The sequence below is a fragment of the Paenibacillus graminis genome (assembly GCF_000758705.1).
Classification (GTDB): Bacteria; Bacillota; Bacilli; order Paenibacillales; family Paenibacillaceae; genus Paenibacillus_AQ; species Paenibacillus_AQ graminis.
In genome coordinates, this window is sequence record NZ_CP009287.1 from 6,877,024 (window position 1) to 6,898,262 (window position 21,239).

Below are 21,239 nucleotides of genomic sequence, written 5' to 3' on the forward strand. Positions count from 1 at the left end.
ATCATGGAGAAACTTCTATATTCGGGATGCTAGGCTTGCTAAAATTGCGATTGCATACAAAGAAAAAGTATATTTATTGGTTCTGAGAAGGGGATTAGGTAGTTCCGCAATTCTGCAAATTCCTCTTACCGGAAATGTCGTAATATTTCTAATCTCTGAAGTTAGTTCAATTTCCAAAGTTAAAATGATATGAACGTTTGGTGAATTTTTAATAATAAACTACAAAGTTCTACATAATATATCTTTTTAATCTACTTTTCTTCGTTATTTCTCATTTTACAACAAAAAAGACTAAGTAAGTGCTTATATGAAATAAAGCCCATATATGGTATAAAAATTTATGTAACTAAAAACCATATAAGGAGTTATTTATCTTGTTTAAGAAAATTTTAAAGATTTCTGTGGCAGCAGCATTACTAGTATCTGTATCCCCTGTCAGTGTGTTTGCAACTGAGAGAGTTTCTAACGAGTTTGATGCTTACAGATCTGATGCTATTAATCAAGAATTAATTCAACATGGTTATTCTGCTCTAAATGCTGCACGATCTTCACTGCCAAATACAATCGATGAAGTTACTAGTCAACATATTGAACAACTAAAAAATGCCGAAATAGTAATTATGAACTTTAATGATTTAGGATCACTTGCATCTGCAGAAAGCTCAGAGAGTGGTGACGCCATTAACCGCTTTGTAAAAGAAACACGGGAAAATGATGGCGATGCACAAGAATTACAACTCGAAGCAGAGGCGATAACTAGTAAAAACTTCGGGGAAACATCATTGGCTACCAGATCTAATGTTTCGATTCAATCTATACTAGGCGATACTGTTCCAACACCAGCAGGGGCAGATACAGGCGCATTTCATAGATTAACAACTCCAACGAGTACTAGTTCCCTGAATTATACAGGTGGGGTAGCGGACGATGTTACTTTACCTGGCTATAGTGTAACTAACGCTGATGGAGAGTCCGCATATATGTATACTGGGATTGATCAGAACGGTGTAGGAATAGCTGAAGTTGGTTTTGGTACATACAACGGGTCAAAGGGGCAAGGATGGTTCCCACTTTTTCATGCTAGGGCTGCTCATTCTGTAATCACACAACCAGGGACTGTAGGTAATGATGCAGAATATTATTTCGATTATACTAAAAACTATGGAACTGGGAACAGAAGCATTACTGGCTACAAGGTTTACTACAAAACTACCGATAGCACTCTAACCATCACTTACCAATTGGGCTATAGCACAATATATGTCGTTCGGTTTGATGGGTACAATTCAGCTAATAAAGCTGTAAAGCGTGTAACAGCTATAGCTATGCCAAAAGGGGCTTCGGGGAAATTTAGAAATGGATTCACATCTTATGCTAATTGGGGGAACTATAGATTCTTAAAACAAAATGGATCCTCTTTCGATTACCCGGGTCTTATTAGTGGTCTGGTTGAAAATACATGGAGCCATGGAGGTGTAATAGATTACATTAAAAATGTTATAAGTGATAATGATAGAGACGAGCAATACAGAATCTATTGATTTCAGTTTCTATATAGAGTAGATAGTTGCAGAAAAGTTTAACTTTTCTGCAACTTTTTCTTTATAGCAACGTCTTATAAAAGATTGAAAAATTGTATAAAAGGGGAAAAATCTATGATGAAGAAGTTAATCATTATTTTCGCTATAGTTATGGGATTAGTGGTATCAGATGATCAGATATATGCAAATCAAACTAATATAATACCAAGTATTGATCAAACGGATGTGGTCTATGTTAGCGATAGTGTAATGGCATTGGTTGACCATATTAATAATAAAGTAGATTTAGTCGATCTAATAACAAATAGGGTCACAAATATTTCAAATGATACAAATACTATTTTAGATGTGAGCATTATGAAAAGCCCTCAAAAAATAATCCTGCTAAAAAAGGTGACTGAACAAAAAATATCAAAAACAGTGCTTGCTTATAATGGAAACCCTATTAGTAAGACTGAAATAGCTCTCCAAAATACGGGGGGTAAAATTAAATGGGTTGCTCCTACTGGTAAAGTTAACGAACGAATAATGGTTCAATCAAATAATTCCTTTAAACTCTACCAATATCCTTGGATTAAACCAAGTGTAAGTTATAATGCTAAGATTGTTGATAAAGGATATGAAAGTATATCTGTGATGGATTGGGCTTTTGAAGGATATCCTAATTTAGCTATAAAGTATCAGGCACAAGGTATTATGAGTGATGATTTTTTTGTGAAAACAGTCAATCTATATACAAAGAATGAAACTTTATTCAAGGACTTTAATACTGACCTTAAACTTAAATATACTGGGAATAATTTGGCTATATTTACATCCTACACCTATCAAGCAGTTCCAGGAAATGCAGTTCGCCCTTTAACCAATGATTCCCAAAAAATATTTCGGTTAATAGATAATTCAACCGGCAAGGAAACATTTTCAATAAAAGATGTTTTTAAAGAAGAGGGTGACCTTTCCGGGTGGAGAACAGAGTTAATTAATGGTCAATTGTTTGTGGGGAATTTATTAGAACATACTTGGTCCTTGTTTTCTCAAAATGGAAATAAAATTTTAATTAATCAGGATTGGCCTGAAAATGGTAGTACGAAATTTTTATTTTATAATTTAAAAACACAAACCGCTTATTTTCTGGGTTATTCTTCCGGTGAAATTTCAATAATTACAAGTGCAACTAAGTAACTATTCTTGGACATTTAAAGATAATTTGTAATAAAAAGAGCTGCACAACGGTCCTGAACGACCCGTGCAGCTCTTTAATCTTTAATTGATAAGATACGGATATGAAGGCCTATCTCCTAGCCCTTAATCTGCCGGTAAGTCTCCTCATCCGACACGATATAGAGCCTGGCGTCCTGCGGGATCGGCTGGTCCAGCTTGCGGTTGATGCCGAGATCTCCCCGGTCTGACAGCAGCGTCGCCCCCCGGCGCAGCAGTGCCTGAAAGGCATCGCCATAGGTATGCCAGGCGGCATCCCGCGGAATTTCATAGATGTCATCCCCATGCTCCCGGCTGAGGAGCTGGGTAATGACCTCGGAGTTCCCTTCCTGCAGCGCGGAACGGACAGCCAGTCTTGAAATGGCATCATGCGACAGCACGAACTCATTGACATGGACATGGCGGAAGTTTTGGATGTTCTTTTCCTGCATAATCTCAACAGTGGTATGTACCTGCGGGGCAATACGCTCAATACTGGAGGCGATCAGCAGGGTTTTGCCATCCGTCAGGGAAGCTTCGTCGATTCGCGTATCCCCGAATACTATGGCAGCCTTGGCTCCTTGAATATTTGCCTTCAGCAGGATGTCGTCGCTGGAAGGGTCGCCGCTGATGAAGTGGACATGCTCCAGCTGCTGCAGCGGATGCTGGCCGCTCTCGTCAATAATGACAATCCGGCAGTCCGGCGTATAGCAGAGAATCTCGTCAACAGCGGCTTGCGTTTTGCGGTTCCAATTGATCAGTACCACATGGTCTTTCCCGTGAAAGCTCAACGTCCCGGCTCCTCTCCTTCTTTGCAGTTCCCCCATGGCATCAATAACTTTCCCGATAACCAAACTGAGCAGTCCTATGCCAAAAACATACAGGAACATGGTAAACAGCTTACCTGCCACCGTGGCGGCAAAAAAGTCGCCGTAGCCCACGGTGGACATCGTTGTCATGACCCAGTAAAAAGCATTAAACCAGTTACTGAAGGTTCCCGGCTCCAATACAAAGGCAATAGTTGCGCTAATCACAACAAAAGCCAGGATGATCAGCCCAATGGACCTTTTCCTCAGACGCATCAGCTTGCCGGACAAACGCAGTAGAAAATGCATCGGCTTAAATGATCAGACTGCTAACGGCAAACGCCGTGCCGACGAACACCAGGCAGAGCATCACGCCTACAGCGACGTTCCCCTGCTTCAGATGATCAGAGATCTTGAACCCCGGCGTGAACAGCTCGAAGATCCAGTAGGCGGCAATCAGGCAGACATAACCCACCGCGAACCAGAGCATCATGAACCAGATCGAGGTATTTGTATATGCCGCCACACCAAGGATAATCGCCGTAGCCAGAAACTTGCCGCCAAGAGCCAGCGCTACAGCCACATTGCCTTTCTTCAACTCTTCCATGTCCTTGAATGGAGTCATCAGGGTAAATACAACCATCCCGAGCACCTGCAGCAGAATAATCGTCAACACACTCACTACCAGATTAATAACAATCGTCAATTTGCCCACCCCCGGAATTTTGCGTAGGCCGAATCATAATCGGCGAAATCATGCACTTCCTCCAGCACCACGGAGGCTTTCTTTTGTTTCTCCAGCGCCTTATACCGCTTATCGTCGATCGGCTGCTTGATCCGGTTGCCGGAAGGCAGCTCAACCACGGCAAAATTTCTGGTTTTGTTCTTGTACTCTGTCTTGTATACGCCGACAAGATCCACATCGGTCGTAATGGATACCTTCAGACGGGCCAAATCTTCGGCAGCCGCCTTCTGGTCGGCATACGATTTGATCGTGGCCCAGGAGGACAGGCGGATATCGTTCTTCTGATCCGCATCCGTTACCAATTCGGCATCCATAAACTGCAGGGTCCATATCTTGTCGCCTGTAGCATAATTGCCGTCGTTCGGAAGCAGCTCATTGTCCGGAAGTACCGTCATGTCGCTGCCGATAAGATCACCCACCGTACCTTCCACCACCCGGTAGTCCCACGGTACGCGCGATACGCTGTCGGTCGTCTCCGTATCCGTATGAAATACACTGTCCGTGTTGCCGGAACACGCGCCAAGCAGCAGCACTGCCATCAACAGCATCCCAAGCACGGCTCCGGCACGAACCTTGCTGTACCTCCCGCTCCAGCGGTTTCTATCCTTGTTCATCTTCAAGCTCCCTCACTCCTAGCGCGATAAAATGGCTGGCGTTGCCTGTAATCGGTCCGCCTGCACGGCCCAAAAGCCCGCAAGGCACGCCGTTGATCACGAACATGCCGGTCAGCAGGTGAAGCTCCCCTTCCGGGGTTTGGATACGGGCCAGCTCAGCCCGCTTCTGATATACCGTCGGGAACAGCACGCTGCTGTCGAAGCCGTCCTCATCGGCAAGCTCCAGCGACCCGCTGTCATCGAAGATCCGCACCGAACCGCCTTCACGTCCGAAGACGGACTTGGACACGAAGCTGCCGGAGAATACCGGCTTGTTGTAGGTTGGAAGAATGTAGCTGGCTATCGCCAGGCGTTCCTCCTCGCTGAAAAGCAGCCCCAGCTCATACATCCCCCATACGGCGGCAATCAGCCCCTTGGACTGCAGCAGGATGCTGTGCGGACCGTTGAACAGCTGAAGCTGTCCGCTCTCAATAGCATAGGCAAGCGCCTCTCCGCCATCGTCCACTGCCATCCATTCCTTCGGATAGAGGGCGAACATCCGCTTGATGATCCGGTCCTCCGCATCTCTGACCGTTCCTTCGTCGATCCACAGATCCAGACAGTCGACGCAGCGGATATCCAGTCCGCTGTGCGCCACCAGCGCCTCAATCGTTCCGGAATCCTCCTGATGGGTTCCGTAAGCGACACAAGCTGCCGTATCCGGCCTTTCGATGCTCCAGGCAGCGGCCAACCGTTCCTTCATCCCGTTATTCCGGCTTGGAATACCGGCTTGCCCGCAAATCCACGGCGTAGCAATCGATGCTTCCACATAGCCGGTTGGTGTATCCGCATTCAGCTCCAGCAGCTTGATCGTGCCGTCGCCGGCTACGGCGAAATCGAATCTGGCGTACCGGCTGATCAGCCCCGGCTCCGGCAGCGGAGTGTCGTCCAGCATCTGCCACAGTACCGGAGGAATGCCCAGTAAATCATACAAATCATGCCGCCGGTGCAGATAGCGGACGGCCTTATCGAGAATGCCCCAGAGCTTAACGGAAGCATCTTCCAGCTCCTTATAAGTCTCGCCGCGCATCACGGCAACCGCATCGAGCCAGTACTCCTCATCTTCCAGGTCAGCCCAGGTAAATCCAAGCTTATGCAGCTGTTCTACACGGGGTGCCCGTTCCAGCCCCGACTGGTCAAGGTATTCAAAGACGCTGTCTGCAGGGCTCATCCGCCAAAACCGCTTTTGCCGGAGCCTGATCTTGAGACAGAGCCTGATTTGCCGCTGGAACTGCCGCTCTTGGACGAGCCCAGACCGCTGGATTTGCCGCCAACTCCGCCTGCCTTGCTCGAAGTGTTCCTTCTGGTGATCGACCCGGTGGACGAGGTGGAGGTACGGGGCTTAACCACTGAACCGGCTACAGGCTTGTTCTGAAAGCTGCCGCTGTTATAGCTTGGTGCCTTGTACTTAGTCCGTGTGCCGCCATAATAAGTGGGGCGGTCGTTGTACCAGCCTCTTGATGAGTAAAATGAGCCGCTGTTGAACAGCATGTGATACAGCAGCAGATCGTCCCAGCCGAAGCCGGAATTATAGCCGCCATAATTGTTAATAACCGTTGTTCCGCCTGAGGTGACTACCCCTTGTCCTTCCTGCAGCACCTCTTTGGCATTTTCTTCCGGGTAAGGGATATTCCAGTCCACATTTTTGTCAAAATAAGCCTTAACTTCTTCGGTGGACCAGGATACCAGTGTCGGTTCCTCAGAACTGCCGCTTGCGGCGCCGGCTCCCCCCGGAATAAATAAGGCATTGGCCAGCAGGGCAATGCCCAGCGACGTAGACAATACCCGGATCGGTTTGCCGTCCGGGGTGAATAGTCTGGATGCCGCTGATTCTTTCACTGGTTCTTTCACAGGTCCTTTCACTGGTTCTTTTGCCTGTTCATCTTGTGCCAATTTGAGATCCTCCTCTCCTGACATTATTCTTCTGTTCGCATAGGGACGAGCAGGAGCTCAAGCTTTCCCGCATCCACATTCAGCCGCCCTTCCACGGCTTCGTACTCCCGGCTGCCGACCACGATATAATTGACATGCTCCAGAGCCGCAATCATGTTCATGCTCCAGGTGCGCTCCTCAATGACACGCAGTTCGCCTTCCGGCATCTTTTCAAACAGAATGACATTCATCCCATTATCCACTTTCTCCTCATCCTTCCTGATCACTATTATGCTTCTGATACGCTCTTAGCGCCATTTCGTTTCAACTCCATCCCCCGGGAGCGCCGGTATAAAAGCACCAGGCTCAAGGAACACAGACTTACCGCAAGCAGGAGTCCATAGACATTCCGGTAAGCGCTCGATGGTGCCAGTGTCCGCTGGGCGTGCAGCAGCAATCCGCATACGGCAACAGAGACCGACCCGCCGAAGAACTGGATCAGCTGCAGCAGCCCCATCCCTGACCCGATCCAGTTGCGCGGCAATATGCCAGAGGCCTCATTATTCAGGGAAGCCATGGTTGCCGAAAAAGCCGGCGAGAAGCACAGATACCCGAACAAGAGCACGAGCGGGGATAGCTGCAGCCCCAGTGCAAAGACAGCCATCACAGCGGCCAGCACCCCGTGGCCAATCAGCAGAAAACGCAAATTTCCGTACCGGTCAATCCAGCGGCCGACAAAACGGGTCAGAAATGCCGATAAAATGGCACCGGGCGCAATAAACAGGCCGATCATCAGCGCAGATTGATGGAACAGATTGGACAGTGCAAGCGGCATCAGGAATAAATTACCCAGATTCAGCACCAAAATACTGAAGCCAATGGCTGTCAGCTTCAGATACCCGGGCATCTGGAGCAGCTTGGGATTAATAAAGGAGTCCCGGGCTTTGCGGAGATGGATGGCATGAATCGCAAAGGACACGACACTCACCGCAAGCCATATGTAGGATTGGCTGGTTACAGCCACAAGCAGGCTCCCGGCATTGATAACCGTCAGCGCTGCTCCGTACAGATCAAAGGCCGCCGCCTTGGCCTGCTCCTTGGGCAGCAAATACAGCAGCACAGGCAGAACCAGCAGAACCAGACACGTAATGCCAAACAACCCGTTCCAGCCAAAATATTGGCTGATGAGACCGCCTGCGATCGGTCCCAGACCGAAAGCCATAGCACTTCCGACAGAGATCATGGCGATGGCGGCACCGCGTCTGGCCACGGGCACATACCGGCTCGCGAGCACCAGTCCAAGGCCAGCCATCACTCCGGCGCCGGCGGATTGCAGAATCCGCGTGATGAGCAGAACATTGAAGCTGTGCGCAAACAGCCCGGTTACTGAGGCCAGACCCAGCGTAGTCAGGCCAACCGTCAGCAGCCTGCGGAGGGGCACCAGATCGGACAGTCTGCTGTAGATCACGGTAGACAAGGCATAACCGATAGAATAGCTGGAGATCACCCACGATCCCAGATCGGCGGAAATATGCAGGTCTTGAATAATTGTGGGCAGCGAGACATTGAACATAGTGGTGTTCATCACAACGATAAAGAGGCAGAAGGTCCATAGCGGCATTACGACTTTGTCATTCATTCTTACTCCGTTCCTATCTATATTATCTGTCATGGCTCCACTAAATTCTATGCTCTTGCAATATTATTGGCAATATATTCTACAACACTTTCTGGACCCAGCTGTCTATAAGGCTGCCGGGATGGACGCCAAGCTCGCTATGCAGCAGGGCCTTATATTTCTCGTAGTGTTTCCTGAATCCGATAAAATCACCCAGGTCGGCATAACTCCGCAGAACCAGCCGGCAAATATCCTCCGAATACGGATCAATCTCCTGCAGGGAAATCAGGCGGGCCAATGCCTCACGCGGCCGGGCCGAACCCAGTTCATATTCGGCAGACCGAAGAGCCATCTGCACATAGGCGGTCTGCAGCTCCTTGCGCTTTGGCTCAGCCCAGTCGTAGTGATGCTCGGCCAGATAATCCCCCCGGTACAGGGATAGTACCTTGTCCCGGCTGGCCCATTCCTGATCGGTCTCCACAGGAGTTCCGCGCCAGCCCCGCACGAATTCCTCCACATCAAAAGACACATTCTTATAGGTTAGACGGTAACGTTCCTGCGAGAACTCGACAAGCACGTCCATGCCCCAAGTCTTCAGCAGTTTACGGATATGATAGACTGTCGTATGCAGATTGGTTACCGCCTTCTCCGGCCTGAAGTCGGGCCAGACCAGATCCACAATGGTATCCTTGAGCATCCATTGTCCGCGATTATGGAGCAGCAGGGCAAATACCTGCTGCGCTTTGCTGGTCCGCCACTGCAGCTTCTTTCCGGGTTCGCTGGTGTCCAGAAATTCCAGCCGCTTGAAGCCGAGAATGGAGAGGGCCCGCTCTTCTGTAGCGGACTCTGCCTCCCTCGCGGACTGCTTCTCACGGCTCTCCAGCCGCTCCAAAGTTTTGCCTAACCGCTGGGAGGTGACCGGCTTCAGCAGATAATCAATCGCGTTCAGTTCAAAAGCCTCAATAGCATACTCGCTGTAGGCTGTAATGTAGACGACACGGATGCTGCGGTCCAGAACCGCGATATGCTCCGCAGCCTCAAGCCCGTTCATCTCCGGCATGCCAATATCGAGAAAGACAATGTCGGCCCGCTCTTGCTGCAAGTGCTGCAGGCCCAGCCGTGCCGAAGTATACTTTCCGCTGATCTCCAGCCGTCCATCCTTGGCCAGCAGACGTTCAAGGTGCTGAAGCGCAGGCTTCTCATCATCGATCAATATTGCCTTCATGGACCAGACTCACCTCTTGTTTCCTATTCTCGGATTGCTCCCGCTCTCGGTATGGTATAAGAAATCGTCGTTCCCTGGCCCGGCTCGCTTATGACAGACAGACCTGCTCCGTACATTTTAAGCAGCCGGCGCTGTATGTTGCGGAGGCCGATGCCGCCTTCGGTCCGCTCTTCCGACAGTATCTCAGCGATCCGCTCCTGCGGCATGCCGATGCCATCATCCGTTACGGCAACAGCCAGATGCAGGGGAAGCTCCCTGATCGACAGGGTTACGGTACCGCCGGATTCCTTCTGCATCAGGCCGTGGTTCACGGCATTCTCTACAATCGGTTGAATGGAGAGCGGCGGCACCAGCGCCATCGTATCCTGCGGCAGATCAAATACAATGTTGAGACGGTCATCAAAACGTGCCTTTTCCAGGGCCAGGTACGATCTTACCAGCTCCAGCTCTTTCTCGATCGGCACGGTCTGTCCGCGGTTCTGAAAGTCGAAGCTGCTGCGCAGATACTGGCTCAGATCCAAGAGCAGCTCCGTTGCCATATCAGGATCATCGGGGCACACCGAGATAATGGCATTGAGCGCATTGTACAGAAAATGCGGTTTGATCTGGGCCTGCAAAAAGGCGATTTCCGTCTGTACCGAGGTGCGGATGGATTTGCGCATATCCAGCAGCGTACGCACACGCGCCCTGAATTCACGAAGCTCTACCGGTGTACTCAGGTAATCATTCGCGCCCGCCTCAAAGGCAGCCTGGATGTCTTCCGGCCGGTTGCTGGCTGTAAGCACCAGAATGGGCAGCTCCGAGAGGACAAACCGTTCACGAATCGCCTTGCATAATACAAAGCCGGACATACCGGGCATGACCCAACCGGTAATAATCAGATCCAGCTCAGGAAAGTCCCGCATTTGCAAAAGAGCATCGGGACCGCTCTCCGCTGTGATGACCGTATGATTCTCCAGCCGCAGCGCATTGGCCAGCACCTGGCGGTTGACGGGATCGTTATCCACGATCAGGATGAAGCAGCATTCTTCTCTGCTACGGAGATCGGGCAGCCCGCCTGCCATTTCCATAGCCGCAGCAGATTCCCATCCCGTAGGCCCCAGAACCTCCTGCTCCGCAAAGGCTGCCTTTTCCTGTAATATCGGCAGTGTAAAGGTAAATTCCGAACCTTTCCCGGGGGTAGACTGCACTTCAATGCTTCCGCCGTTCAGCTCCACCAGCTTCTGGGTAATGCCGAGGCCCAGACCGAGCTCATGATAGGTTTTTTTGGCATCCGTGGCCTTTGGATCATAGGCATCAAAGATCGTTCCCAGGCGCTCAGGCGCAATTCCCTGTCCGGTATCCGCCACGATGACGGCCACATACTCTTCTTTAACCTTGGCACAGAGTGTTATCACACCTTCATGGGTATGGTTCACAGCATTTGCCAACAAGTTGAACAGAATCTGCGATAGTCGTTCCTCGTCCGTCTCCAACAGCGGCAGAAGCTCCGGCAGCTCCAGCCTGAACTCCAGGCCCCTTCTTGCAGATATATGGCTGGTTACCTCCATAACAGAGGACGCAACCATACGCAAATCCACTGCCTGCCGCTTTAGAAACAAATCCCCGTGGTTCAGCTTGGCGAAATCCGACATGTCGCTGATTAACGAGCCCAGGCGTTTCCCCGTCGAAACCATCATGGACAACTGTTCTTTCTGCCGGTCGTTCATGGCTCCCGAGGCGCCGTCAGCCAGTGTCTGGGCCATATTCACAATGCCCTGCAGCGGCTTGCGCAGCTCATATGAGGTATCCGCCATGAAATCGTCCTTCAGGCCATCCAGGGTAACCAAACGGCGGGACAACTGCTCTACCTCAAGAAACGAGGCCTTGTATTTGCGGGTCATCACAATGGCCTGAACAAACCCGAACAGGATGATTTCATAAGAAATCACATTATAGCTGAGGTGCATACTGGATAAGCTAATCAGATAATACAGGATCACCACGCTCAGACTCTCAATACTGACCATCATGAGAAACATATTTTTGGGATGATGCATGGTGCCCTTGACCATGACATAGAGCACGAAGCCGATGGTAACAGAACCCCAGGTGAGCAGCATAACCTCCAGGAAGCTGAAATAATAGGCGGGAACGAAGGCGGCGATTGCCAGCAGCAGGAAAGTAATGAACTTGGAAGCCCTCATCACAGCCTGGGGCATTGGATAATTAATAGAGTTGGCCACATACCGGAGCAGATAATAATAAACCAGTGTTGAAGAGACCAGCTGCAGCTTTAGTACGATTTCATAAGGCAGACCCGGCAGGCCGCTTGCAATCAGCTTTTCTCCGTGGGTCAAAATATACACGAATGCCGACATGCAGAACAGGCCCAGATAGAGTGTAATTCCCCGGCCTTCCCTGACTCTGGAGAACATCAGCAGAAAGACGGATAGAATGAAAAAGCCGCACAGCGCCGCTCCATCCGCAATCAAAGCAAACTCCCGGTGCTTCAGAATGGCGGCCTGATCTCCAATAATGACCGGCTGGATAATCCCGCCCGAAGAGTAGCTGTAATTGGACACTTGCACTATAATCTCCAGCCTGTCCCCCGTGACAGCGGCAAAGCCCGTATAAGGAATGTTATTCTGCTTGCCAGCGGAAGCAGACTTGGACGGAATACCGCTGTTTCCAATTTCCTGACCGTTCATAAACACTTTGCTTGCTGTACGGATATTGCTTGTTCTAAGGCCGTAAACGACGGTTTCTCCCGGCTTGATCAAGGCCTGCATCCGGTATGTGGCGTAGCCTTTAGCCGTACTTTTGCCGCTTGCAGAAATATAATCATTCCATTTATCCGGTACATTGATCATCGCGGAGGCAGCAGGCGGAGGCCCATCCCCCGGCTGAAAATCCCCGGGGCCAAGCAGCATATTGCGGTAAAGCTCCCACTCCCCGTTAAGCTTGACCAGACCATCCGATCCAAAGTTCCAATCGCGTAAATCCATGAGTCCATGCCGCAAAACCGGCTTATTCTGTGCATCCGTTATCATTTGAATGGTCGAGAACAGCGGAAGAATGAGAACCAGCAGCAGGCTGCCTGCAATACTTAGCCAATATTTCTTCATCCTCTCTCCCCTCCCATCCGCGATTAGCAAATTATACCGTGGAACACTTTAATAGATAAAGCAAAAAAAGCCGATTCCAATTATATTTCGGAATCGGCAGATGGACTTTTTAGCGTTCAGGACTTGCAATATTTTACTTCGCTTGGACTTCGGGTACTGCGGCAGCCGGGGCTGCATTCTCCTGTGTTCTGGAGAGGAAGATATTCAGGATAATGGCAGTCAGCGAGCCGGAGACGATTCCATTCTGGAGCAGCATTCTGGCGAATTCAGGCAGCTGGTCGAACATGGAGGGCAGCACTGCCGACCCCAGCCCCACAGCGATACTGCAAGCCGCAATCAGCAGGTTGCCGTCCTTGCGCAGGTCGACCTCAGAGAGAATCGACATCCCGGACGCAGCCACCGAACCGAACATAACAATCATCGCGCCGCCAAGTACGGCATTTGGCACTACGGTCGTCAGCGCCGCCAGCTTGGGCAGCAGCCCAAGCACGACCATAATTCCGCCTGCCGCAAAAATAACATTACGTGTCTTGACGCGGGTCAGCGACAGCAGGCCGACATTCTGGGAGAACGCCGTATACGGGAAAGCGTTGAACAGACCGCCCAGCATGATCGCAAGCCCTTCAGAGCGCAGGCCGTTCACGACTTGTTTCTGCTCCACCTGCTGGTCCGTAGCCTTGCCTACAGCAAAATACACACCCGTTGATTCCACCATAGAGACGATGTTGACGATAATCATGGTGAAGATGGCGGTAATGCTGAATTCAGGCCACCCGAAATAGAACGGCCGGGCAATGCTGACCCATGAGGCGCTGCCCACGGTAGAGAAATGGACGATACCCATTGCATAACCGATCACAGTTCCGGCCACAAGTCCGACCAGGACCGATACCGAGCGCAGGAAGCCGGTTGTGAACCGGTTCACGGCCAGAATCACAAGCAGCGTGATGAGGCCCAGCAGCAGATTGCGCGGTGCTCCGAAATCGGCGCTGCCCTGGCCTCCGGCCACATTGTTCATGGCTACCGGAATCAATGACAAGCCGATGATCGTAACAACAGAGCCGGTAACGATTGTAGGGAAGAACTTCAGCAGCTTCCCGTAAACCGGGGCTGCCAGAACGACGAACAGGCCGGAGATAATGATCGCGCCGTAGGCTGTGGCCAGATTAGAGCCCGAAGCGATGGCGATGATCGGGCTGACTGCAGTAAACGTACAGCCCAGCACAACCGGCAGCCCGCTGCCGAAATGCTTGCTGCTGATAATCTGCAGCAGGGTAGCAAGGCCGCAGGTGAACAGATCCGCCGCGATCAGGTAAGCCATTTGCGTTCCGCTTAGATTCAGCGCCCCTCCGACAACAAGCGGCACAATGACCGCTCCGGCATACATCGCCAGCACATGCTGCAGCCCGAGAGCAAATATTTTCTGTTTGCTTAACATTCCACACTCTCCTTAATTATTTCTGCTGTATCTGGATTTCCGATGAAATGGACTTCTCCCGGCGACATCGACGCAATTCTGGCCAGCGCATGGACAGCAATGCCTCTGGCTTCAAGCAGGCTCCGGCCTTCCTGAAAGCTTTTCTCGATCACACAGCCCACGCCCAGCAGCTCCGCTCCCGATTCGTTCACAATATCCGCCAGTCCTACCAGCGCTGCCCCCGTAGCCAGAAAGTCATCGACAATCAGCACTTTATCCCCCGGACCCAGGTACTTCTGCGAGATGCTGATCCGGTAATCCTCCTGACGGGTGAAGGAATGAACCGGTGCCGAATAGACGTCTTCGGCCTGGGTAACGGCTTTCTTTTTCTTGGCATAAATGAACGGGACTCCCAGCGCAATTCCGGCTGCCATCGCGAACTGGATGCCGCTGGCTTCAACGGTCAGTACCTTGGTAACTGGCAGATGACCGAAGATGCGCCCGAACTCCTCCCCAATTTTCAGCACAAGCTGCGTATCCACCTGATGATTCAAAAAAGAGTCTACCTTAAGCACCGTATCCGACAGAATGAGACCCTCTTCCCTTATGCGTTCCTCTAGAACTTTCATGCTGCAAATACCCTCCCTTTTCAACAAAAAAGACAGATCCCCTTGAGCGCTTCTCTCAAGTGAATCTGTCCTTCTGGGTTTTTGTCCCTTAGTGGTGTAACACATACCTGTGTCCGCATCGCTTGGACCAGCCTCTCTTATGCCATGGCATAAAAAAACGGAACCCTAGACGCGCTATTTCACTCATAGTCGGATAATTGCAATGGTTATCCGGTAGAAACTTATGGGCCTTATTCCCAAGATTATATGAGTTATATGATAGTCTTTATTAAAAACCTTCGTATATCTTACACGCTCGGTACGATCCATACAAGCAAAATTTTAAATATTTTCAGGAGTTTTCCCTTCCTTTCATAGGAGTTTCATAAACAACACTAAAAAATTCTGTTAAACGAGCAATTTTTAGGTGCTTTTCCGGTGTTGTGCTTTCTTCGCCCCTCTATTAAAAGTATACTTAGTTTCTATTGACAATAACTGAACAAAGGCGGTAGACATGAAAATAAAACATCAGGTTTGGTTAGCGGCATTGCTTTCGATACTGCTGTTTGGCTGCATGACTACTATATCCATCATGTATTTAGAAGGAATCCCGCAGGTTGTTGCGTTAGGGCTCGGCTTGGCTGGAATTGGATTATCTATTGTTCTGATCATCAGCGTACTCCGGAATATTACCCGCGGCATGGGCCGGATCCTGCAGATTTCCAGTAACATCTCTCAAGGCACCGTGGATACTTCTGTACAGACCCATGTAGCGCAGGATGAATTCGGACAGCTGGCCGCTTCCTTTCACGCTGTAGCGGTGGATCTGCACGACAAAACTGCAGAAGAGCGCCGCCTGAGACTGATGGCTGAAGAGCAGGCCTGGATCAATGACCAGGTTTCCGCAATGACCCTGCTGCTTCAAGGCTCTTTGCAGATGCAGACTGCAGCACGCATCTTCATCAGCAGACTGGCGGAAGCGGTACGCGGCAGCTATGGCGCCTTTTATTTGAGACGCCAAGACAAGCTGGTCTTTACTGCCGGTTACGCCTTCGATGAGGCAGCAAGCCAGCGTGAACCTTTGATCCTCGGCAGCGGACTCGTTGGTCAATGCGCGCTCGATCAGAAAGTCATCCTGCTGCAGGATCTGCCTCAGAATTATATTAAAGTGCACTCCGGGTTAGGTGATTCCCCGCCCTCCATGCTGATTTTGGTGCCTATCCTCTATGAGAATGACGTTGTCGCGGTAGTGGAGCTGGCGACGATGAATGAATTTTCGGCCAAAGAGCGCCAGCTGATTGAACGTACCGGCCAGAACATGGGCATCTTGATTAATACCCTGGCCAATGTGGCCAGGATCGAAGAGCTGCTGGGTGAAACCCAGCTGCAGAAGGAAGAGTTGGAGGCTCAGACCGAGGAACTCCTTGCACAGACTCAAGAGCTCGAAGCACAAACCGAAGAGCTGCGTTCGCATACCGAGCAACTGCAGGAACAGCGTGAAGAGCTGCATATGCAGGCGGATAACCTGCTGAGCTCCAACGCACAGCTCCAGCAGCAAATGGATCTCACCGAACAGCAGAAAGCAGAGATTGAGGCTCAGGCGGATGAACTGAAATTGCAGGCTGACGAACTGCTCGCCCAGACGAATGAGCTTCAGCAGCAGAAGGAGGAGCTTCTGGCACAGACTGAAGAGCTGGAAGTTCAAACCGAAGAGCTGTCCACCTCCAATGAGCAGCTCCAGCTGCAGATCGAGCTGACCGAGCAACAGAAGATAGAGATCAAGGCCCAGGCCGAAGAGATCTTTAGGGCTGCCCAGTACAAATCCGAATTTCTCGCCAATGTGTCCCATGAGCTGCGCACACCGCTGAACAGCCTGCTGATTCTGTCACAGATTCTCGCGGAGAACAAGGAAGGCAATCTGGGCACGAAGCAGCTCGAATATGTGCATACCATCTTCTCGGCAGGCAAGGACCTGCTGCAGCTGATCGATGAGATTCTGGATTTGGCCAAGCTTGAAGTCGGTAAAATGACACCGGTGCTCGAATTGGTGTCATTGACTGACCTCAGCAGCCATCTGTACCGCCATTTCGAGCAGCAGGCCAAAAAGAAAGAGATCCGCTTCGAGGTCCACTGCGACAGCCGACTGCCGGAGCAGCTCCTGACCGATGGCCACAGGCTTCAGCAGATTATGAATAATCTGTTGTCCAATGCGGTCAAATTCACAGCGGAGCACGGCTCTGTCTCCCTCTCGATCCGCACCAAGGGAGAAGACGTTATCCTGGCTGTCAGCGATACCGGAATCGGCATTCCCGCCGCCAAGCTGGAGAGCATATTCGAAGCTTTCCAGCAGGCCGACGGCACAACCAGCCGCAAATATGGGGGAACCGGCCTCGGCCTGACCATCTGCCGCGAGCTGGCGTCCTTGCTGAAAGGCCGGATCGAGGTGGATTCCGCGGAAGGCAAAGGCAGCACCTTCTCCCTGATTCTGCCGGTGGTGGAGCCGGGAGAAGATGCCCCCGCCCTGCCAAGCGCATCCTTTGAGGCAGCGGCAGGCGAAGAAACTGCCGCATCCAGCAATGCGGGAGCCGCTGTGGTCCCGGGTCCGGCCTTCCGTGAATCCTTCGTACCCGATATTTCCATCTCGAATCCCAAGCTGCTGCAATACGCGGAAATGGAGGATGACCGCGATAATCTGCAGAATGGAGATACCCTGCTCCTCATTATTGAAGAGGATGCCGAGTTCGCAGGAATACTGCTGCGGCTGGCCCGAAGCAGAGGCTTCAAAGCCATTGTCGCCTTCAAAGGTGACCAGGGTCTGGCCTTGGCTCATGCTTACAAGCCGGATGCCATCCTGCTGGATCTGCATTTGCCTGTGCTCGACGGCTGGGCGATCATCAGCCGCTTGAAAAGCCGCCCGGAGCTGCGGCATATTCCGGTGCATGTCATCTCTGCTACCGACCAGAACCAGCAGAGCCTTGCTATAGGAGCGCTCGCATTCTGGAAGAAACCAGGCGACCAGGCTGAACTGGAGGCCGCATTTCTGCAGATCGAGAGCTATATCCGGCGTCCGGTAAAAAGTCTGCTGATCGTCGAGGACGACCAGACCCTGCGAAGCAGCCTCGTAGAGTTCATTGCGCATCCGGATGTACACATTGTGGCCGTAGAGACTGGCAGGGAGGCCTTGGAACAGCTGTCCAGCCATTATTTTGACTGCATGGTGCTGGATCTGGGCTTGTCGGATATCTCTGGCTTCGGCTTGCTGGAGCAGATCAAAACCAACCGCAAGCTGCAGACTCTGCCGGTCATCATCTACACGGGCAAGGATCTCAGTAAAAATGACGAGCAGCGGTTGCAGCATTACGCGCAAAGCATTGTAATCAAGAATGTGCGCTCAATGGAACGTCTGTACGACGAGACTGCGCTGTACCTGCACCGCAAGCATGCTGATCTGCCGCCGGACAAGCAGCGGCTGATTGAGAAACTGCATAATCCGGAGGCAGCCTTTGCCGGGAAAAGCATTCTTCTTGTAGATGATGATATGCGTAATATTTTTGCATTATCCAGTGTTTTGGAAGGCTATAATATGGATATCAGCTTTGCCCAGAACGGCCGGGAAGCCTTGGAGCATTTAGAAAGTCACCCCGGGGTAGAGCTTGTCTTTATGGATATTATGATGCCGGAAATGGACGGATACGAGACGATGGAACGGATTCGCGCCATGCCGCAGTATGATCAGGTGGTCATCATTGCCCTGACGGCACGCGCCTTGGAGGAAGACCGGATTAAATGCCTTCAGGCTGGCGCTTCAGACTATATTTCCAAACCGATTAATACTACACAGCTGGTCACGGTGCTCAAGATATGGTTAATTAAATAATAGAACAGCAACGATGCAATCATCAGGTTAATCTACTCGCCGTGGGAGGAACTATGGAATACCCTGTTCATATTTTAATTGTCGATGACCGTCCGGATGAGTTTCTGTCCATACAGGCACTTCTGGCCGGCTCATCTTATAAGCTAATCCACGCGAGTTCAGGCATGGAAGCTCTGAGATACCTGCTGGAGAATGAGTACGCGCTAATTATTATGGATGTGCTTATGCCCGAAATGGACGGCTTTGAAACGGCAAAGCGTATCAAGATGCGCCGGAAGTCACGGGATATCCCGATCATTTTCTTAACGGCTCTCACCTCCGAACTGGAGAATCACATGATGGCCTATTCGGCTGGAGCGATTGACTACCTGACCAAACCGTATCACCCCCTTATTCTCAAGAGTAAGATCGACGGGTTTGTCCGCCTCTATCAGACTAATAAAGAGCTGCAGATCAAGTCACAGGAACTGGAGACGGCTAACAGAATTCTGACCGAGCTTAAAGATACTGCCGAGGTGGCTCTGCGCATCAAAGGCGGCTTTCTGGCGATGATGAGCCACGAAATCCGCACACCGCTGAATGGCATCATTGCCATGTCCGATCTGCTGAGAACCTCGGACCTCAGCAAGGATGACCAGGAAATGGCCGAGATTATCCATACCAGCGGACATGCTCTGGTATCTGTCATTAATCACATTCTGGACTTCACCAAAATCGAATCCGGCAAAATGGAGCTGGACTATGAGCTGTTCAACCTCCACTCCTGCCTTAAGGAAACGATTGATCTCTTCCGTGCGCTGGCCATGGAACGAGATCTGACTCTGGAAACCTATATGGATCCTGCGGTGCCGGTGCTGCTTGTAGGTGATCCCAACCGGCTGCGCCAGGTTTTGAACAACCTGATTGGCAATGCTATCAAGTTCACCTCCACCGGAGGCGTAAAAATTAAGGTTCGGCTCAAAGCAGCCGTTGATCGCATGCTCACGCTGGAATTCATCGTCGAGGATACAGGCATTGGTATTCCGCAGGATAAAATGGGTTATTTATTTCAGCCCTTCACCCAGATTGGCAGCACCATCAGCCGCAAATTCGGCGGTACCGGACTTGGCCTGTCGATCTGCAAAATGCTGGTGGACCTCATGGGAGGCGAAATCTACGCCAAACCTGATGTCGGGCGAGGAGCCGTATTTGTCTTTACGGTTCAGGTTAGCGAGGGACACCCGGACTTACACGTTACCGGATGAGAATATCTGTGATCGGCAGCAAAAACCGCAAGCTCCCTTGGATGGGGCTTGCGGTTTTTGCTGTGCTGTCCTGAAAGGCTAAAAAAGCAGGCTTATTCTTGCAGGCCGCCGGCAGGAGCCGGATGTGCAGCGATGTACTCCAGCGCGTTATAGATCATTTCCGCCGCTTCGGCGCGGGTAATATCGGCAGCCGGATGGAATTTGCCCGCACTGTCCAGACCGGCAATATGGAGCACCAGCGCCCGCTGAATGGAGCCGTCGTAGCCTTTGGTGAAGTCAGCATTGTCAGCAATGTCCACCGGCATGATTTTGATCATCGGAAGATTGCTGTGCTTTTCGATCGTCAGCATAAGCTGATGGGTAAACTCCTCACGGGTCCAGTTCTTCGCAGGGTCAAGATCGGGTGATATACCAAGGTCGTTGTTAGCTGCTATAATCAGTGCATTTGCATACCAGGCACCGTTATCGGCATTGGCAAAATAGTCGGTAGCCTGCGGTGCCTTGACGAACTGGAGCAGATCAATATTCAAATCAAAGGCATTAACAAACAGCTGAATACCCTGGGCTGCTGTAACCGCCGCATTTGGCATGAATTGCGTCTCGCTGACTCCGTGAACAATGCCGCGCTCCTGCAATTGTGCGATTTTATCCCTGGCCGGCGTGCCGGAGAGATCCTGAAACGCTGCGGGTGCGGCGAAGCTCTGTCCGGCAAAAGCCAACGTTAGCAGTACTGCTGCGGCAGTTGATGACATTTTCTTCAATGCATTCGTCTTAATTGGGGTCACCCCTCAGCAGATTTATAAGTATAGATTGGCCTCTCCTTCCTTCCAGACGAATAAATTGCTAAAAGGTTGCAGCCCTAACGGTTCAATACATTGTCCTCCAGAACGGCGAATTTATCCCCATACTCCTTGATGATATGCTGCTCTCCCCAGGCACATAAGGAATCGAGAATCGACTGCAGCGTCCGCCCGTAATCGCTCAGCTCATATTCCACCTTCGGCGGTACCTGATTGTAGCTGATCCGGTTCACAATCCCGTCCTGCTCCAGCTCTCTCAGCTGCTGGGTCAGCATTTTCTGGGTGATGTTCGGCATATGGCGCTTCAAATCGCTGGTCCGCATTTTACCATGCGTAAGATGGCAGAGGATCACACACTTCCATTTCCCTCCAATTACTTCAAGCGTAGCTTCAACCGATATATTATATTTTTTGGCCATGATCAGCCCTCCTGATTGGTTATAGTTACTTTTTAGAACCTATAGCACTAAAAAGTGCGTACTATTCTTTGGCGCTGCAATAATCCATAATAGCACTTACCGGCCGGTGA

17 protein-coding genes and 1 riboswitch are annotated in these 21,239 nt (G+C 50.8%); of the genes, 4 read left to right on the plus strand and 13 right to left on the minus strand.

Annotated elements, in window-relative coordinates; genetic code table 11:
• The first annotated feature begins 374 nt into the window (after positions 1-374).
• Together PGRAT_RS29750 and PGRAT_RS29755 are read left to right on the plus strand one after the other, a co-directional pair.
• The gene (locus PGRAT_RS29750; protein ID WP_025707826.1) at positions 375-1,541 is read left to right on the plus strand and encodes a hypothetical protein; all 1,167 of its coding nucleotides are present in this window, start codon (positions 375-377) and stop codon (positions 1,539-1,541) included.
• Positions 1,542-1,655: 114 nt separating this feature from the next.
• The gene (locus PGRAT_RS29755; RefSeq protein ID WP_025707827.1) at positions 1,656-2,723 is read left to right on the plus strand and encodes a hypothetical protein; all 1,068 of its coding nucleotides are present in this window, start codon (positions 1,656-1,658) and stop codon (positions 2,721-2,723) included.
• Positions 2,724-2,839: 116 nt separating this feature from the next.
• Here PGRAT_RS29755 and PGRAT_RS29760 read toward each other — a convergent pair whose 3' ends face one another.
• From PGRAT_RS29760 to PGRAT_RS29810, 11 genes are all read right to left on the minus strand, one after another.
• Positions 2,840-3,853: a potassium channel family protein gene (locus tag PGRAT_RS29760; RefSeq protein WP_025707828.1), complete on the minus strand. Its 1,014-nt coding sequence runs from the start codon at positions 3,851-3,853 to the stop codon at positions 2,840-2,842.
• A 4-nt stretch (positions 3,854-3,857) separates the two neighbouring features.
• Entirely contained in the window at positions 3,858-4,250 is a 393-nt protein-coding gene (locus PGRAT_RS29765) for a DUF350 domain-containing protein (protein ID WP_025707829.1), read from the minus strand.
• Positions 4,247-4,903, minus strand: a complete 657-nt coding sequence (locus tag PGRAT_RS29770; protein ID WP_025707830.1) for a hypothetical protein — start codon at positions 4,901-4,903, stop codon at positions 4,247-4,249. The genes PGRAT_RS29765 and PGRAT_RS29770 overlap by 4 nt, the downstream gene beginning before the upstream one ends.
• Positions 4,890-6,113, minus strand: coding sequence for a glutathionylspermidine synthase family protein (locus PGRAT_RS29775; RefSeq protein ID WP_025707831.1), 1,224 nt, complete (start codon positions 6,111-6,113; stop codon positions 4,890-4,892). Before PGRAT_RS29775 ends, PGRAT_RS29770 begins: the two co-directional genes overlap by 14 nt.
• Complete coding sequence (locus PGRAT_RS29780; RefSeq protein ID WP_081954782.1) at positions 6,110-6,835, minus strand: hypothetical protein; 726 nt, start codon at positions 6,833-6,835, stop codon at positions 6,110-6,112. The genes PGRAT_RS29775 and PGRAT_RS29780 overlap by 4 nt, the downstream gene beginning before the upstream one ends.
• Before the next feature lie 23 nt (positions 6,836-6,858).
• The gene (locus PGRAT_RS29785; protein WP_036703581.1) at positions 6,859-7,065 is read right to left on the minus strand and encodes a hypothetical protein; all 207 of its coding nucleotides are present in this window, start codon (positions 7,063-7,065) and stop codon (positions 6,859-6,861) included.
• A gap of 38 nt (positions 7,066-7,103) precedes the next feature.
• The gene (locus PGRAT_RS29790; protein ID WP_052415748.1) at positions 7,104-8,453 is read right to left on the minus strand and encodes an MFS transporter; all 1,350 of its coding nucleotides are present in this window, start codon (positions 8,451-8,453) and stop codon (positions 7,104-7,106) included.
• Between the two features lie 79 nt (positions 8,454-8,532).
• Entirely contained in the window at positions 8,533-9,657 is a 1,125-nt protein-coding gene (locus PGRAT_RS29795) for a response regulator (protein ID WP_025705266.1), read from the minus strand.
• A 23-nt stretch (positions 9,658-9,680) separates the two neighbouring features.
• Positions 9,681-12,764: an ATP-binding protein gene (locus PGRAT_RS29800; RefSeq protein WP_042267645.1), complete on the minus strand. Its 3,084-nt coding sequence runs from the start codon at positions 12,762-12,764 to the stop codon at positions 9,681-9,683.
• A 133-nt stretch (positions 12,765-12,897) separates the two neighbouring features.
• Positions 12,898-14,202 (minus strand): nucleobase:cation symporter-2 family protein, encoded by a 1,305-nt coding sequence (locus tag PGRAT_RS29805; protein WP_025703217.1) that lies wholly within the window; start codon positions 14,200-14,202, stop codon positions 12,898-12,900.
• A complete protein-coding gene (locus tag PGRAT_RS29810; RefSeq protein ID WP_025703218.1) occupies positions 14,196-14,810 on the minus strand; it encodes a xanthine phosphoribosyltransferase in 615 nt (204 codons plus the stop codon). The genes PGRAT_RS29805 and PGRAT_RS29810 overlap by 7 nt, the downstream gene beginning before the upstream one ends.
• 166 nt (positions 14,811-14,976) lie before the next feature.
• Positions 14,977-15,080: riboswitch (purine riboswitch) on the minus strand.
• Between the two features lie 223 nt (positions 15,081-15,303).
• Here PGRAT_RS29810 and PGRAT_RS29815 point away from each other — a divergent pair.
• Positions 15,304-18,666: a response regulator gene (locus tag PGRAT_RS29815; protein WP_042267647.1), complete on the plus strand. Its 3,363-nt coding sequence runs from the start codon at positions 15,304-15,306 to the stop codon at positions 18,664-18,666.
• Between the two features lie 53 nt (positions 18,667-18,719).
• Positions 18,720-19,910, plus strand: a complete 1,191-nt coding sequence (locus PGRAT_RS29820; protein WP_025705093.1) for an ATP-binding response regulator — start codon at positions 18,720-18,722, stop codon at positions 19,908-19,910.
• A gap of 92 nt (positions 19,911-20,002) precedes the next feature.
• On the opposite strand, the gene PGRAT_RS29825 is transcribed toward PGRAT_RS29820, so the two are convergent.
• Together PGRAT_RS29825 and PGRAT_RS29830 are read right to left on the minus strand one after the other, a co-directional pair.
• Positions 20,003-20,662, minus strand: coding sequence for an S-layer homology domain-containing protein (locus tag PGRAT_RS29825; protein ID WP_036704453.1), 660 nt, complete (start codon positions 20,660-20,662; stop codon positions 20,003-20,005).
• 107 nt (positions 20,663-20,769) lie between these two features.
• Positions 20,770-21,132 (minus strand): winged helix-turn-helix transcriptional regulator, encoded by a 363-nt coding sequence (locus PGRAT_RS29830; RefSeq protein ID WP_025705095.1) that lies wholly within the window; start codon positions 21,130-21,132, stop codon positions 20,770-20,772.
• Between the last annotated feature and the right edge of the window lie 107 nt (positions 21,133-21,239).

What these genes read in the sequence shown, in the direction of transcription:
- PGRAT_RS29770 (WP_025707830.1), bottom strand. Translation starts at nt 4,903, where the DNA reads ATGAACAAGGATAGAAACCGCTGGAGCGGGAGGTACAGCAAGGTTCGT.
- PGRAT_RS29795 (WP_025705266.1), bottom strand. Translation starts at nt 9,657, where the DNA reads ATGAAGGCAATATTGATCGATGATGAGAAGCCTGCGCTTCAGCACCTT.
- PGRAT_RS29825 (WP_036704453.1), bottom strand. Translation starts at nt 20,662, where the DNA reads ATGTCATCAACTGCCGCAGCAGTACTGCTAACGTTGGCTTTTGCCGGA.
- PGRAT_RS29800 (WP_042267645.1), bottom strand. Translation starts at nt 12,764, where the DNA reads ATGAAGAAATATTGGCTAAGTATTGCAGGCAGCCTGCTGCTGGTTCTC.
- PGRAT_RS29810 (WP_025703218.1), bottom strand. Translation starts at nt 14,810, where the DNA reads ATGAAAGTTCTAGAGGAACGCATAAGGGAAGAGGGTCTCATTCTGTCG.
- PGRAT_RS29760 (WP_025707828.1), bottom strand. Translation starts at nt 3,853, where the DNA reads ATGCATTTTCTACTGCGTTTGTCCGGCAAGCTGATGCGTCTGAGGAAA.
- PGRAT_RS29775 (WP_025707831.1), bottom strand. Translation starts at nt 6,113, where the DNA reads ATGAGCCCTGCAGACAGCGTCTTTGAATACCTTGACCAGTCGGGGCTG.
- PGRAT_RS29785 (WP_036703581.1), bottom strand. Translation starts at nt 7,065, where the DNA reads ATGAATGTCATTCTGTTTGAAAAGATGCCGGAAGGCGAACTGCGTGTC.
- PGRAT_RS29815 (WP_042267647.1), top strand. Translation starts at nt 15,304, where the DNA reads ATGAAAATAAAACATCAGGTTTGGTTAGCGGCATTGCTTTCGATACTG.
- PGRAT_RS29805 (WP_025703217.1), bottom strand. Translation starts at nt 14,202, where the DNA reads ATGTTAAGCAAACAGAAAATATTTGCTCTCGGGCTGCAGCATGTGCTG.
- PGRAT_RS29790 (WP_052415748.1), bottom strand. Translation starts at nt 8,453, where the DNA reads ATGAATGACAAAGTCGTAATGCCGCTATGGACCTTCTGCCTCTTTATC.
- PGRAT_RS29820 (WP_025705093.1), top strand. Translation starts at nt 18,720, where the DNA reads ATGGAATACCCTGTTCATATTTTAATTGTCGATGACCGTCCGGATGAG.
- PGRAT_RS29755 (WP_025707827.1), top strand. Translation starts at nt 1,656, where the DNA reads ATGATGAAGAAGTTAATCATTATTTTCGCTATAGTTATGGGATTAGTG.